14 protein-coding genes are annotated in these 13,427 nt (G+C 70.8%); 5 read left to right on the forward strand and 9 right to left on the reverse strand.

Going from position 1 to position 13,427, the window contains the following annotated elements; genetic code table 11:
• From MFF42_RS07065 to MFF42_RS07075, 3 genes are all read right to left on the reverse strand, one after another.
• On the reverse strand, window positions 1-909 hold a 909-nt coding region (locus MFF42_RS07065; RefSeq protein WP_238255113.1), incomplete at its 3' end, for a GGDEF domain-containing protein.
• A 281-nt stretch (window positions 910-1,190) separates the two neighbouring features.
• Window positions 1,191-1,529, reverse strand: coding sequence for a heat shock protein HspQ (gene hspQ, locus MFF42_RS07070; RefSeq protein ID WP_231344020.1), 339 nt, complete (start codon window positions 1,527-1,529; stop codon window positions 1,191-1,193).
• Between the two features lie 59 nt (window positions 1,530-1,588).
• The gene (locus MFF42_RS07075) at window positions 1,589-2,638 is read right to left on the reverse strand and encodes an HpcH/HpaI aldolase/citrate lyase family protein (protein ID WP_238255114.1); all 1,050 of its coding nucleotides are present in this window, start codon (window positions 2,636-2,638) and stop codon (window positions 1,589-1,591) included.
• 502 nt (window positions 2,639-3,140) lie between these two features.
• On the opposite strand from MFF42_RS07075, the gene MFF42_RS07080 reads away from it, so the two are divergent.
• The gene (locus MFF42_RS07080) at window positions 3,141-4,454 is read left to right on the forward strand and encodes a patatin-like phospholipase family protein (protein WP_238255115.1); all 1,314 of its coding nucleotides are present in this window, start codon (window positions 3,141-3,143) and stop codon (window positions 4,452-4,454) included.
• Window positions 4,455-4,821: 367 nt separating this feature from the next.
• Here the strand turns inward: MFF42_RS07080 and MFF42_RS07085 are convergent, their stop codons facing one another.
• Window positions 4,822-5,394: a winged helix-turn-helix domain-containing protein gene (locus MFF42_RS07085; RefSeq protein ID WP_238255116.1), complete on the reverse strand. Its 573-nt coding sequence runs from the start codon at window positions 5,392-5,394 to the stop codon at window positions 4,822-4,824.
• A gap of 295 nt (window positions 5,395-5,689) precedes the next feature.
• Entirely contained in the window at window positions 5,690-6,778 is a 1,089-nt protein-coding gene (locus tag MFF42_RS07090; protein WP_238255117.1) for a replication protein RepA, read from the reverse strand.
• 753 nt (window positions 6,779-7,531) lie between these two features.
• Between MFF42_RS07090 and mazG the strand changes: the two genes are divergently transcribed.
• Entirely contained in the window at window positions 7,532-8,362 is an 831-nt protein-coding gene (mazG, locus tag MFF42_RS07095; RefSeq protein WP_238255118.1) for a nucleoside triphosphate pyrophosphohydrolase, read from the forward strand.
• A gap of 147 nt (window positions 8,363-8,509) precedes the next feature.
• Here the strand turns inward: mazG and MFF42_RS07100 are convergent, their stop codons facing one another.
• From MFF42_RS07100 to rimO, 4 genes are all read right to left on the reverse strand, one after another.
• Window positions 8,510-8,677 carry a hypothetical protein gene (locus MFF42_RS07100; protein WP_238255119.1) on the reverse strand — a complete coding sequence of 56 codons (168 nt, stop codon included), beginning with the start codon at window positions 8,675-8,677 and terminating at the stop codon, window positions 8,510-8,512.
• A 111-nt stretch (window positions 8,678-8,788) separates the two neighbouring features.
• Window positions 8,789-9,241: a DoxX family protein gene (locus MFF42_RS07105; RefSeq protein ID WP_238255120.1), complete on the reverse strand. Its 453-nt coding sequence runs from the start codon at window positions 9,239-9,241 to the stop codon at window positions 8,789-8,791.
• A gap of 10 nt (window positions 9,242-9,251) precedes the next feature.
• Window positions 9,252-9,434: a hypothetical protein gene (locus MFF42_RS07110; protein ID WP_238255121.1), complete on the reverse strand. Its 183-nt coding sequence runs from the start codon at window positions 9,432-9,434 to the stop codon at window positions 9,252-9,254.
• Window positions 9,435-9,494: 60 nt separating this feature from the next.
• Window positions 9,495-10,841, reverse strand: coding sequence for a 30S ribosomal protein S12 methylthiotransferase RimO (rimO, locus tag MFF42_RS07115; protein ID WP_238255122.1), 1,347 nt, complete (start codon window positions 10,839-10,841; stop codon window positions 9,495-9,497).
• 131 nt (window positions 10,842-10,972) lie between these two features.
• Here rimO and MFF42_RS07120 point away from each other — a divergent pair, with 131 nt between their 5' ends.
• The 3 genes from MFF42_RS07120 to MFF42_RS07130 all read left to right on the forward strand — a co-directional run.
• Complete coding sequence (locus MFF42_RS07120; RefSeq protein ID WP_238255123.1) at window positions 10,973-11,395, forward strand: hypothetical protein; 423 nt, start codon at window positions 10,973-10,975, stop codon at window positions 11,393-11,395.
• A 187-nt stretch (window positions 11,396-11,582) separates the two neighbouring features.
• Window positions 11,583-13,007, forward strand: a complete 1,425-nt coding sequence (pabB, locus tag MFF42_RS07125; RefSeq protein WP_238255124.1) for an aminodeoxychorismate synthase component I — start codon at window positions 11,583-11,585, stop codon at window positions 13,005-13,007.
• A partial coding sequence (locus MFF42_RS07130; protein ID WP_238255125.1) for an anthranilate synthase component II occupies window positions 13,004-13,427 on the forward strand: 424 nt, incomplete at its 3' end. The genes pabB and MFF42_RS07130, both read left to right, overlap by 4 nt.

A 13,427-nucleotide genomic window follows, 5' to 3' on the forward strand; every position in this document is an offset into this window, starting at 1 on the left:
GAACTCGTCCCCGCCGAGCCGGGCCGGAATCGCGGTCCGCGGCAGGCAGGCGTCGAGCACGCCGGTGAGCGCCACGAGGATGCGGTCGCCGGCGGCGTGGCCGAAGCCGTCGTTGATCGCCTTGAACCGATCGACATCGAGCAGCAGCAGGGCGCCGGGCTGGCGCCGGGCGGCCGTCTCGCGCAGCGCCGCCGCGGCGCGGCTCTCGAAGGCGCGGCGGTTGAAGGCGCCGGTGAGGGGATCGCGCTCGGCGAGCGCCGCCATCGCCTCCTCGCGGCGGCGGCGCACGGCGGCGGCCATCAGCAGGGCGAGCAGCATCTCGACCAGGATGCCCTCAAACAGGGAGACCTGGATCATGATCCCCTTGAAGCCGACGAGGCTGACGAAGGCGCCGGGCAGGGGCACGAGCAGCGCCTTGAGGCCGTAGAAGGCGCCGTGGACGAGGAAGACGGCGCCGAGCCCGTCCGAGGCGGCCGTGCGGTCGGAAAACGGCGCCCCGCCCCGGGCCAGGAGGAGATGGGCCGCCTTGACCGCCGCGACGGCGACGAGCGCGCTGTTCGTCATGGCGAAGGCCGGGGTGGGATCGAGACCGGGCGGCAGGAGCAGCAACCCGGCCCAGGGCAGGAGCAGCCCCCACCAGAGCGGCCCGATCCGGCGCCCGGTGAAGCGCGCCGTGCCGTACAGGAAGGCGAGGTGGGCGACGACCAGGAGGCCGTTCGCGAACCAGACGCCGAGGAGGAAGGAGGCGGAGCGCAGCGGCGAGAGCCCGCAGCCGACGACGATCGTGGAAAATCCCGCGCTCCAGAAGAGCAGCGCGCCGCTGCGAAGGATGCGCCACTCGAACAGGAGAAAGCCCGCGGCCGCCGCGGCCGCCGCGAGGCTCATGAGCAGCATGGTGACCACATCCATGGTGATCCGGGCCCCGCGCAACGGTGAGGTGACGCGATCCGATAGCATCGGCGGTTGAACAAAGCGTTCCGCGGCCCGGCTCCGCGGTCCCTCACCCCGGCCGCACCGTTGCCGGCGACACGCTCGAGCCTCGTTCCGGTATCGTCTTCTGCCGGGAGCCGAACCTCAACGGTCGAGGCGACGCGTCGATCTTGACGTCGATCTTGGACGTCGATCTCGGGCAACGAACACCCGCCCCACGCCCGGCCCGGCCGCGGGGAGGGTGCGCCCTGCGGGACCGGTCAGTTCGCGTGGCCGATCCGCATGCGGTAGGCGCCGTCGGCGCTGCGCTCGAACACCTCGGGGATGCCGGCATGGCGCAGGGCTTCGCCGGAGGTGTCGGGCACGAGGTTCTGCTCGGAGACGTAGGCGACGTACTCGCTGTCCGCGTTCTCGGCGAGCAGGTGGTAGAAGGGCTGGTCCTTGCGCGGCCGGACCTCCTCCGGAATCGCGAGCCACCATTCCTCGGTGTTGGCGAATTCCGGATCGACGTCGAACACCACGCCCCGGAACGGGTAGATCCGGTGCCGGACCACCGCCCCGAGGCCGAACTTGGCGGTTCTCATGCTGGTCTGGGTCATGACCGATAGATAGGCCTCGCGCCCCTTCCGTTCCAACGCGCGGCCACTCTGCGCGACGATCAGGGCAGATTGTAGACCTTGGCGAGATCCGGGTCCTTCTCCGCCACGAGGCGGGCGAGGTCGACGATGACCTTGGCCTGCTTCCAGGTGGCGTCGTCCTGCATCTTGCCGTCGATCATCACCGCGCCGGTGCCGTCGGGCATCGCCTCGACGATGCGGGCGGCGAAGTTCACCTCCGCCGGGTCGGGGGCGAACACGGTCTTGGCGAGCGCGACCTGGCTCGGATGCAGGGTCCAGGCGCCGGCGCAGCCCATCAGGAAGGCGTTGCGGAACTGCACCTCGCAGGCCGCCGAATCGGAGAAGTCGCCGAACGGGCCGTAGAACGCCTTGATGCCGTTGGCCATGCAGGCATCGACCATCCGGGCGATCGTGTAGTGCCACAGGTCCTGCTGGGCGGAGGACCGCTCGGCGTCCCCCTTCGGATCGGAGAGCACGCGGTAATCCGGGTGGCCGCCGCCGACGCGGGTGGTCTTCATGCCGCGGGACGCCGCGAGGTCGGCGGGGCCGAGGCTCATGCCGTGCATGCGGGGCGAGGCGCAGGCGATGGCATCGACGTTGGCCACGCCCTCCGCCGTCTCGAGGATGGCGTGGACGAGGATCGGCTTCCTGACGTGATGGCGCGCCTCGAGCTGGGCGAGCAGCTGGTCGATGTAGTGGATGTCCCAGGGCCCCTCGACCTTGGGCACCATCACCACGTCGAGCTTGTCGCCGACCTCGGCGACGAGGGTGAACAGGTCGTCGAGGATCCAGGGCGAGTTCAGGGCATTGATGCGGGTCCACAGCCCGGTGCCGGAGGCGGCGAAGTCGGTGGCCTTGGCCATCGCGACGAAGCCGTTGCGCGCCGCCTCCTTCTGGTCGGCGGGGACCGCGTCCTCCAGGTTGCCGAGCACCACGTCGACCGTCTTGGCGAGGTCGGGCACGCGGGCGCGGACCTTCTCGTTGTGGGGCGGAACGAAGTGGATCATCCGTTCAAGCTTGATCGGCACTTCGCGGAACGGCTCGGGCGCACCCGCGGCGAGCGGCTGGAAGAAGCGGCGCGGCAGTTTCATCGGCTCTCGGTCTCCGGCGTCGTACAGGGCCTCGGCGAAGGGCCTTGGCGTTTACCTTCAGCTTACGCTCGTGCCCTTGCTTGTGCCTCGGGGGTAGAGCACGCCGCCCCCCGGCGTAAAGCCGACCTTGGTCCTGCCCTCGCCGCCGGTCCGCGCCCCCCTCGCGGCCCGGCGGCTCGTGCGCCCGCGCACGGCTCGCGCATGTCTCCGTCGGTGGAGTATCCGAAAGCGGCAATTGCGCCGCGATCCGAATCGGACGACGATTCCCGAGGATTCGGGCGTATTCATCGAGATTTTCGGCGTCTTCGCGTCTCCTGTCCGGGTGCCGAGACATGATCAGGGCCCTTCCAGGGCCTTTCGCGGCGTGATCGCGGGTCGCGTGGAACGGCAAAGCTTGCCCGGCGAAGCATTCGGCGCCGGGCCGGCAGGACGGAACGGACCGCCGCGGCCCGTGTTTTTTGGCCGAGGCGGGCTGTCGAACACCGTCGGGAGACGTGCGTCGATGCCGAAACTGTTCAACGAACCGATCCTGCGCGAGCGTCCGTCGCCCGGGACCCGGACCGCTCGGCCGCTGGCCCTCGCGCTGGTCGCCCTCGCCCTGTCGCAGGGGGCCATGGCCGGACCGGCGGCGAAGAAGGCCGCCGACGAGCGGCCGGACTACACCGCCGCCCAGGCCGCGACCGCGCGTCCCGAGGGCCTGCCGGCCTCGGTGCGGATCGCGGGCGACGACGTGAGCGCGTTCCAGGCCCTGATCGACGGGGCGCCGCGCGCCTCCGACCCCTGGCTGGTGCTCTCCGGCGGCGGCGAGAACGGCGCCTTCGCCGCCGGGCTGCTGTCCGGCTGGTCCGAGCGCGGCGACCGCCCCGCCTTCGGCGTGATCACCGGCGTCTCGACCGGCGCGCTGATCGCACCCTTCGCCTTCGCGGCGCCGACCCTCGGCCCCAGGGCCGACGCGGCGCTGCGCGAGAACTACACCGAGATCTCGGCGGCCGACGTGTTCGAGTTCGGCGGAACCCAGGATTCGCTGACCGATACCTGGCCGCTCAAGGAGCGGATCGGGCGGGCGGTGACGCCGGCCCTGCTCAAGGCCGTGGCGGCCGAGCACGCCAAGGGCCGCCGCCTGTTGATCGCCACGACCCAGATCGACAGCGAGCGGCCGGTACTGTGGGACATGGGCGCCATCGCCCAGCGCAACGCCGAGACGGGCGATCCGCGGGCGCTCGCCCTGTTCCGCCAGATCGTGCTCGCCTCGACGGCGGTGCCCGGCGTCTTCCCGCCGGTGGCGATCCCCGCCGAAGCGAAGGTGGGGGCCAAGGAGGGCGCCAAAGGCGGCGAGAAGACCAAATCCTTCGCGGAGCTGCACGACGACGGCGGGGCGATGGCCCCGTTCTACCTCGCGCCGGCCGCCGCCCTGGACGGGGAGGCGCGGCTGCGCCTGCCGACGAACCGGGTCTACCTCGTCGTCAACAACCGGCTCGAACCGGAATTCCAGATGGCCTCGCGCACCACGCTCTCGGTGCTTGGCCGCACGATGTCGGCGGCGATCAAGGCGCAGACCCGCGCGGCGCTCGCGCTCTCCAAGGCCTATGCCGCGCGCACCGGCCTCGACCTGCGGATCGCCCTGATCGACGGGCGCTTCGCCAAGACCTCGGAGAAGCCCTTCGACCAGCCCTACATGAAGGCGCTGTTCGCCCACGGCGAGGCCCTGGCGCGCGACGGCAGCGCCTTCACCCAGGCCCATCCGCCCGGCACGGCGCTGGGCCTGGACCGGCGCGACATCCCGGAATCGACCGGCTCCGTCACCGCCTCGCGCTGAGGGAAAAGAAGCGACGAGCCAATTGTCGCTGGTCGTCGCGAACGCTATCTTTCGCGTTGGGAACCGGACGAGGTTTGGACCCCCGCCCGGTCCCCTGCGGGCTAGAAGGTGATGGCGAGGATCAGTCGCCAATCCCTCCACCGCAGAGTGACCGAGATGATGATCATCTCGTCCTCCTCTGTGGTATCCGGCAGCCATCGCCGGACAAGGCATTTACAATCGGAGGCTGCACAACGGTCAAGCGATCGCTGTGCAGCTTCCTCCTTCGTCTCATGGGCCAAGTCGAACCGATCCGGAGCTTCGCCAGCCCGGCCAGGTCGCGCGCCGGATCGGCCATGCAATGCCCTCTCAATAACGGCGAAGGCGCCTATCCCTCCTCCGCGTCGGCCGGGGCGTAGACGGCCTCGCCCAGGCGCTTGAGCGGGCCGCCGGGGCCGGAGCGCTTCCAGAGCCGGGTGTTGAGCGCCGCCACCGGATCCTGCCCCGGCAGGGAAAACCCCTGCTCGGTGATCCGCGCCAGGATCTCGCCGGCATGCAGCGGGCGGCCCGCCTCTTCCAGGACGGCGAGCGCCGCCTCGATCACCGCCCGCCCGTAGCGGCGGGCGAGCACCGTCTCCGACAGGCCGGCATCGCCCTCGACCGGCGCGGCGGCGGCCGGCGCGGGCACCCCCTCGCGCCCAGGGGCGGGGGGAGCCGGAGGCGTGGCGGCCGGCACCCGAACCGGCTGCGGCGCGGGGTGCGGCACGGGTTGCGGATCGGGGGTGGGGACGGGCGCCGCCGCGCGCTCGGCCTCGGCCGGCCCGGCGGAAGGGGCCGGGCCGCCGAGGCGGCGGCCGAGATCGAGGTATAGGAGGAGATCGGCGATCTGCCGCTCGATCGCGTCACGCTGCCGCCGCAGCGCCTCCAGCCGCGCCAGGGCCTCGGCTTCCGACAGGACCATGCGAGAAATTCCGGTCGCTCGTTCCCAAGAGGGAAAAGGGTTCGGAACGGAGGATGGCACGGAATGGAAGAGCTGGCGAGCCTTTTCTATTCCATCCGTATATTCCATTTCGGAACACGCCTCGCGATGATGGAGAAGAGAACGAAGCACTCGGCATATCTCCTGAAATGCGGTCTCATGAGGAGCTGGAAGGAGACCGGTCCATTCCCTGAGGTGGAATATTCCTTATGTTGCCGATCACGTCGGGGCCGCCGATGGAATATTCCATAGACCAAAACGCCGAGGGAAAATTCCGTCAGGCGCGGGCCGCCGCGCGCGCGGTGCGGGCGGCTTTGGGGGGCACCAGCAGGCTGCCGGGATCGGCCGGGTGGAGCAGCATCCCGCCCTCGTCGAGATCGATCCGCAGCCGCGGGAACACCTCCAGCAGGCCGGCGAGATCCGCCTTGAAGGCCTGGCGGAAGCTGCGCAGGCTGGCGTTCTCGGCGCCGAACTGGCGGTGCAGGTTGTCCCAGGTGAGGCGCAGGGGCCGCTGCAGGGCGCGCAGGCGATAGCCGGTCCAGAACAGGAGGTCGAGCTTGCGCGCCGAGCCGGAGAAGGCCCGCGCCGCGCGGATATCAACCGGCAGGGCGTGGCGGATCAGGCTGTCGTAGAAGTCCTGGTGGAACGAGACGGTGCGCTGCCAGACGAGGCCGTCCTCGCCCCGCCGCCAGAGTTCGAGCTGGCGGAAGGGGGGAACGTTGAGGGTCGAGGCCTGCCCCTCCCCGTCCCACAGGCCGATCTGCATCGAGCAGGCGGCGAGCCGGTTGAGCTGTTCCTTGAACGCGCCGATGGTGCCGCGCTCGCCCCCGGTGACGGCGAATCCCATCGCCTTCATGAAGCCCGAGAGGCTGTCGGCGACCTCGATGGTCGGGCTCCTCTGGCGCACCGCCTCGGTGCAGAGATGCAGGAGCACCAGCCGGGCCTTGGGGCCGTAGGGCAGGCCCTGCAGCTCCATCTCGCCGGTGACCGGGTTCTTGAGGCGCCCCGCCGAGAGGCTGAGCGAGTTGCGGCCGTATTCCCGCACGAAGTCGCGGGCGTCGCCGGGATCGCGGTAGGGCAGGCCGCACAGCGCCAGCACGGAATGCAGGTGCTGGAGGTTTTCGGGACCCGTCGGCTCGTTCTCGATCACCGCGCGCACGGCGTCGCGGCGGCGGCGGTCGCGGCCCATGGCCTCGCGGGCGCGCGCCGCCTCCCCCGCCTGCGCCCGGGCGGTGTCGCGCTCGCGCTGGCGAAACACCAGGTGCTCGACGATCGGCGCGAACAGGAACCCGCCCCGCGCCGCCTCGAGCTCCGCCAGCAGATCCGGGTCGCGGATCGCAGCGATCTTGGCCTCCAGCCCCGACATGGCGTGCCCTCAAGACCTCCCGCTGCGTGTCACGTCGTCCGCCTCTCGCGCCCTCGGGTCCCGGCCGGAATCGCCGGGGACCTCATGGCCGCAACCGATCTGTCACGATTCGGCTCCGCGGAGTCCCGTGGCCTTTCGGAGTTTTCCCGGGAATCCACGCTTGGGCTCGTGAGTCCTGCACAGGCGCGTCGCTCGCGGCCGGAGGAGGGGCGGCCCCGCGCACGCAGAGCTCCATACGCTCCCGGCCGGCCCGAATCCGCCCGCGCAGAGTTCGATACGCCCCCCGCATGCCCCTCGGCCCCGGACTTGTCCCCGCTCTCCCCCGCCCGGACCGGTTTTGCACGCCGAATCCGGTACGGACCCGCGCAGAATCCGATGCGCCAGCCCCCGCCTCCCGCGCAGAATTCGATGCATCATCGCGCAGAGTCCGATGCGTCCCCGCGCAGAGTTCGATGCGCGAAGGGGTCTCAAGCCACGGGCGGATCAGGGCTTTCTCGCCTGCCCTATAACCTGCAGAACTGACTCCTGAGAATCCTTAACAGATAGCTTTCCTAGGGAGAGTCGCGGTGCGTTCGCCAAACCGAACGGCGCCTTTCTCTCCTCTTTTCAAAAGGAATAATCGGAATTCTGCACAGGCTTTGCCCCTCCCCGCTCCGCTCGAGCGCGCGTGGACCGGCGCTGCGCGCGGGCGGCGGACGGTCTATGAGCGATAGCTCGGCTGAGACCGGGCGAGGGATGCGGGACGGACGAGCGATGAACGAGGCGCCGATCGACAGGCTGCTGACGCTGATGGCGCGCTTGCGCGATCCGGACCGGGGCTGCGCCTGGGACGTGGAGCAGACCGCTGCCAGCATCGTCCCCTACACGATCGAGGAGGCCTACGAGGTCGCCGACGCGGTCGAGCGCGGCGACCGGGCGGACCTGCGCGACGAACTCGGCGACCTCCTGCTCCAGGTCGTGTTCCAGGCGCGGATCGCCGAGGAGGAGGGCGCCTTCCGCTTCGACGACGTGGCCGAGGCGATCTGCGCCAAGCTGATCCGGCGCCATCCCCACGTCTTCGACGCGTCGGGCGCGTTCCTGCCGCCCGAGCGGCGGCCGACCGATCCGGCGGCGATCAAGGCGGCCTGGGACCGGATCAAGGCGCGGGAGCGCGCGGAGAAGGCGATAACGGGCAAGGCCGAGGCGGCGGGTCCGCTCGCCGGCGTCTCCCGCGCCCTCCCCGCCCTCGCCCGGGCCGACCGGATCTCGAAGCGCGCCGCCGCCGTCGGCTTCGACTGGCCGGACGCGGCCGAGGTTCTGGCCAAGGTGCGCGAGGAGGTCGATGAGGTCGAGGAGAGCCTGGGCGCGGGCGAGCCGGAGGCGGTGTTCGAGGAGATCGGCGACCTGCTGTTCTCGGTCGCCAACCTCGCCCGTCACGCGGGCGTCGATCCGGAAGAGGCCCTGCGCCGCGGCACCGCGAAGTTCGAGCGCCGCTTCACCGCCATGGCCGCCCGGCTCGCCGCCGAGGGGCACGCCCTGGAGGGCACCCCCCTCCCCGCCATGGAGGCGGCCTGGCAGGCGGTCAAGCGCGACGAGAAAGCCTGAGGCTCACGGATCCGGGGATCCCAAAGGGCCTCGGGCCCTTTGGCGGGTTCCGAGGGCGGAGCCCTCGGAGCGGCGAAGCCGATCATGCAGGGCTCTGCCCTGCACCTTTGACAAGGACTCGTCCTTTCGAAACCTCTGATCAGGGCCTCACTTCTCGGTCCGCGGTCCGCCCTTTCGCGGCGGCTTCGGCTCCGGTGCCTTCGGCTTCAGGCGCTCCACGACCTGCTCCAGGGCGCGCTCGACCGCGGCCTGCTCCGGCGGTGCGGCACCGTCCTGCGGGCGATTCGTCCGGTTCGAGTCGCGGCTCTTCGGCATGGACGCGAGCCTAGACAGGATTGTGAGCCGAAGACCACCGGTTGAGCCCGGTCGGATACGCTGTCGGGGGCGTTGTCCTCAGCGAAAGGCCCTGCCGGTCGCAGGTTAATCTTAACGCTTTGCCGCGCCAGGGCTCTTTCGTCTTACCGCGAAAGGCCAGTCGATGGCGTGGACGGCGTAGAGCGCCCACCACACCATCACCGGCTGAAGCGCGAGGCGGGGGCCGTGATACCACCACGTGTCGGGGATCGGCGGCACGGCGATGCCTTCGACCGCCTGCTTGATGTTGGCCGGGACCACGCAGACCGCGTAGAGCGCGAGCATGAGGCCGGCGAGCCGCCGCAGCCGCGGCACGAACAGCGCCAGGGCGCCCGCGATCTCGCACAGGCCGGTGACGATCACCACGAGGCGCGGTGCGGGCACCCAGTCCGGCATGATCGGCAGGAACCGGTCTGTGGCCGCGAGATGGACGATGCCGATGACACCGTAGAGGCCGATCAGGCCGTAGCGCGGCCAGCGGCGGTCGTCGCGCCCCCCAGAATCGCGCCCGCCAGAATCGCGCATCCCGGATCCGTCAGGCGGACCGGTCGTCCTTGTCCGTCTTGCTCTTCCCCGAGGCCGTGTTGCCGCGGGCGGCTTCCTCGGCCTCGGTGCCGGCGCGCTCCATCGGGCCGGCCTGCGACTTCACCTTGCCCGTCGCCGGATCCCTGGGCGAGATCGCGGCCCCGTCGCCCTGCTCGCGCTGCTCGTCCGCCATCTTTTCCTCGCTGTCCCTGTGGTGACGGGGCAACGCGTCGCGCGGGCGGCGGTTCGCGCCCTACACGGCGATGCCGTGCAGGTCGTAGGCGTCGGCCCGCTCGATCTTCACGGTGACGATGTCGCCCGGCCGCACCGGACGGCGCGAGGCGACGTGGACGCTGCCGTCGATCTCCGGCGCGTCGGCCTTGGAGCGGCCCCGCGCCACGCTCGGCCCCGCCTCGTCGATGATGACCTGCACGCGCTTGCCCACCTTCGCCCGCTGCAGCTTGAGCGAGACGAGGCCCTGCGCCTCCATGAAGCGGCGCTTGCGCTCGGCCTTCACCTCCGGCGGCACCAGGGCCGCGAGATCGTTGGCGGGCGCGCCCTTGACCGGCTCGTACTCGAAGCAGCCGACCCGCTCCAGCCGGGCCTCGCGGATCCAGTCGAGCAGCTCCTCGAACTCGGCCTCGGTCTCGCCGGGGAAGCCGACGATGAAGGTCGAGCGGATGGCGAGATCCGGGCAGATCTCGCGCCAGCGCCGGATGCGCTCCAGTTGGCGTTCCTGGTTGCCGGGCCGGCGCATCCGCTTGAGCACCGAGGGGCTCGCGTGCTGGAGCGGCATGTCGAGATAGGGAAGGATCTTGCCCTCGGCCATCAGCGGGATGACCTCGTCGACATGCGGATAGGGGTAGACGTAGTGCAGCCGCACCCAGGCCCCGAGCTCGCCGAGTTCCTTGGCCAGGTCGTAGAAGCGGGCGCGCACCTCCCGGTCGCGCCACGGGCTCGTGGCGTAGCGGGTGTCGATGCCGTAGGCCGAGGTGTCCTGCGAGACGACGAGCAGCTCCTTCACGCCGGCCTTCACCAGCTTTTCCGCCTCGCGCAGCACGTCGCCCGCCGGTCGGCTGACGAGGTCGCCGCGCAGAGAGGGGATGATGCAGAAGGTGCAGCGGTTGTTGCAGCCCTCGGAAATCTTCAGGTAGGCGTAGTGGCGCGGGGTGAGCTTGACCCCCTGCGGCGGGATCAGGTCGAGGAAGGGGTCGTGGGCGGGCGGCACCGCCTCGTGCACCGCGGCGACCACCGACTCGTAGGCCTGGGGGCCGGTGACGGCCAAGAGGTTCGGGTATTTTTCGCGGATCTCCTCGGGCTGCGCGCCCATGCAGCCGGTGACGATCACCCGACCGTTCTCGGCCATGGCTTCGCCGATGGCCTGGAGCGACTCGGCCTTGGCCGAATCGAGGAAGCCGCAGGTGTTGACGATGACGACGTCGGCCCCGTCGTGGCGGCGCGACAGCTCGTAGCCCTCCGCCCGCAGATGGGTGAGGATGCGCTCGGAATCGACGAGCGCCTTGGGACAGCCCAGCGACACGAAGGAGATCCGCGGCGCGGCGGCGCCCTTGGTGTCCGAGGGGGAGGCGGTTGCGGTCATGACGGCTCGTCGGGGGCGGCCCTCCCGAACGGAGGCCCGCGCGTCCTGCATCGATGGCGGTGGATGGGCCGATATAACCGCATTGGGGCGCGGTTGCGAGCGTGGCCGGAAACAGGAGCGATCGGAAACCGATGGACCGCGACCGCACCCGGATCAGCCTGCGCATCCGGCACCCGAGCCGGCCGGCAGCCGAACTCTGCGAGGCCCTGCCCTTCGCGCCGGGACGGACCTGGGACGTCGGCGCCCCGCGCACCAGTCCCAAGGGTATGCCGCTGCCCGGGTGCAACGCGGACACCTACGCCACCTTCCCCCTGAGCGAGGGCACCGGCTGGCCCGCCGAGGCGGTTGCCGCCGCCGCCGAGCGGGTGGCGCCGCACGGCGAGCGGTTCCTGGCGTGGCGGGCGGAGGGTGGCACGGTCGCGTTCTTCGTCGGCTGGTTCATGGCGGGCGGCAATTCCGGCGACCTGTTCGAACCCGGACTCCTGGCCCGGCTCGGCGCGCTGGGCGTCGGCCTGTCGCTCGACATCTACGCCGGAGCGGATGAGGAGCAGTGATGTCTATCAAAAATACCGATGAGACAATGGCTTGCGATCGCATCCTGAAGCGGTTTGTCAAGCGACTGCCGGATGCGGCGCATACCTCTCCCGCGGGGCCGGAACGTGAGGGCGATTGACGGAAGGCTGCCATGCGCCCTTGGGTAGGTCGGAAAAGAGCGCCGCACGAGGCACGGCAACCGAACCCATGGTCTGGACCCGCGAGATCCCCTTCATCGACCCGGTCGCGGCCGCCGCGCGGCTCGCCCGGCTGCCCGGGCTCGCCTTCCTCGACAGCGCCATGCGGCACGACACGCTCGGCCGCGTCTCGGTGCTGGCCGCCGACCCGTTCGGGCGGTTCCGCTACCGCGACGCCCGCGCGACGCTCGACGGGGCCGCGGTGCCGGGCTCGCCCATCGCGGCGCTGCGGGCCTGCCTCGCGCCCTACCGCCTGGCCCCGCGGACCGACCTGCCGGCCTTTCCGGGGGCGGCGATCGGCTACTTCGCCTACGATCTCGGCGCGAGCCTGGAGCGGGTCGCGGCCCCGGCGCGCCGGGCGGGGCTCACCGACGACAGTGCCTTCAACCTCTACGACACGCTGCTCGCCGTCGATCACGGCCGGCGCACCTGCCTCCTGATCGCCACCGGCTTTCCCGAGACCGATCCCTACGCTCGGGAAGCGCGCGCGCAAGACCGGCTCGACAGCTTCGCGGCTCTCCTCGAAGCCGCGTCCGAACCCCTGCCGACCTGGAGCGGCGCCAAGCTCTCATGGCGCTCGAACTTCTCCCGCGAAGGCTATGAGGTTGCAGTCGAAAAGGTCCGCGACTACATCCGCGCCGGCGACATCTATCAGGCCAACATCGCCCAGCGCTTCGCCGCCGACCTGCCGCCCGGTTTCGATGACTTCGCCTTCTACCGGCGGCTTCGCGAGACCAATCCGGCGACCTTCGGCGCCTATCTCGATTTCGAGGGACTCACCGTCGCCTCCTCCTCGCCGGAGCGCTTCCTCAAGCTCGAGGGGCGGGCGGTCGAGACCCGGCCGATCAAGGGCACCGTGGCCCGCGACCCCGATCCCGCCCGCGACGCCGCGATCGCCGCCGCGCTTGCACGCAACCCGAAGGAGCGGGCCGAGAACATCATGATCGTGGATCTGCTGCGCAACGACCTGTCGCGGGTGTGCGAACCGGGCAGCGTGCGGGTGCCGACCCTGTGCGGGCTGGAATCCTATGCCGGCATCCACCATCTCGTCTCGGTGGTGACGGGCACGCTCCGGGAGGGGGCGGACGCCCTCGACCTCATCGAGAAGACCTTTCCCGGCGGCTCGATCACCGGCGCGCCGAAGCTCAGGGCCATGGACATCATCACCGAGATCGAGGGCGACGCGCGCGAGCTCTATTGCGGGGCGATCGGCGCGCTCGGCTTCGACGGCTCGCTCGACACCTCGATCGCGATCCGCACCGTGTTCATGGACGAGCGGCAGGCCGTGCTCCAGGCTGGCGGCGGCGTGACGCTGCTGTCCGAGCCCGGTCCCGAATACGAGGAGACGCTGACCAAGGCGGCCCGCGTCTTCGCGGCCTTCGAGCCGACTTGCGAACCGACTTGCGAGGCGGCCTGCGAGGAGACGGGCGCATGATCCTCGTCGTCGACAACTACGATTCCTTCGTCTTCAACGTGGTGCGCTACTTCGAGGAGCTGGGCGAGACGGTCGAGGTCGTGCGCAACGACGCGCTGGACGTGGCCGGCATCCGCGCCCGGAACCCGGAGGCGGTGGTGATCTCGCCGGGTCCCTGCACGCCGCAGGAGGCCGGCGTCAGCCTGCCCGCGATCCGCGAACTCTCCGGCGCGGTGCCGATCCTCGGCGTCTGCCTCGGGCATCAGGCGATCGGCGCGGCCTTCGGCGGCCGGGTCGAGCGGGCGGGCCGCCCGCTGCACGGCCACGCCACCCCGATCCGGCACGGGGGCGAGCGGCTGTTCGAGGGGCTGCCGCAGCCGATGCAGGTCGGGCGCTACCACTCGCTGATCGTGGCGCTCCATCTCCGGCGTCGGCGCCACG

It is taken from the genome of Methylorubrum podarium, from assembly GCF_022179745.1.
In the GTDB taxonomy this organism is placed as follows: domain Bacteria; phylum Pseudomonadota; class Alphaproteobacteria; order Rhizobiales; family Beijerinckiaceae; genus Methylobacterium; species Methylobacterium podarium.

Bases quoted from the DNA above. Each gene is read 5' to 3' on its own strand.
- mazG (WP_238255118.1), top strand. From the start codon at position 7,532: ATGAACGAGGCGCCGATCGACAGGCTGCTGACGCTGATGGCGCGCTTG.
- MFF42_RS07085 (WP_238255116.1), bottom strand. From the start codon at position 5,394: ATGGTCCTGTCGGAAGCCGAGGCCCTGGCGCGGCTGGAGGCGCTGCGG.
- MFF42_RS07105 (WP_238255120.1), bottom strand. From the start codon at position 9,241: ATGCGCGATTCTGGCGGGCGCGATTCTGGGGGGCGCGACGACCGCCGC.
- MFF42_RS07110 (WP_238255121.1), bottom strand. From the start codon at position 9,434: ATGGCGGACGAGCAGCGCGAGCAGGGCGACGGGGCCGCGATCTCGCCC.
- hspQ (WP_231344020.1), bottom strand. From the start codon at position 1,529: ATGACCCAGACCAGCATGAGAACCGCCAAGTTCGGCCTCGGGGCGGTG.
- MFF42_RS07080 (WP_238255115.1), top strand. From the start codon at position 3,141: ATGCCGAAACTGTTCAACGAACCGATCCTGCGCGAGCGTCCGTCGCCC.
- MFF42_RS07075 (WP_238255114.1), bottom strand. From the start codon at position 2,638: ATGAAACTGCCGCGCCGCTTCTTCCAGCCGCTCGCCGCGGGTGCGCCC.
- pabB (WP_238255124.1), top strand. From the start codon at position 11,583: ATGGTCTGGACCCGCGAGATCCCCTTCATCGACCCGGTCGCGGCCGCC.
- MFF42_RS07120 (WP_238255123.1), top strand. From the start codon at position 10,973: ATGGACCGCGACCGCACCCGGATCAGCCTGCGCATCCGGCACCCGAGC.
- MFF42_RS07090 (WP_238255117.1), bottom strand. From the start codon at position 6,778: ATGTCGGGGCTGGAGGCCAAGATCGCTGCGATCCGCGACCCGGATCTG.
- rimO (WP_238255122.1), bottom strand. From the start codon at position 10,841: ATGACCGCAACCGCCTCCCCCTCGGACACCAAGGGCGCCGCCGCGCCG.
- MFF42_RS07100 (WP_238255119.1), bottom strand. From the start codon at position 8,677: ATGCCGAAGAGCCGCGACTCGAACCGGACGAATCGCCCGCAGGACGGT.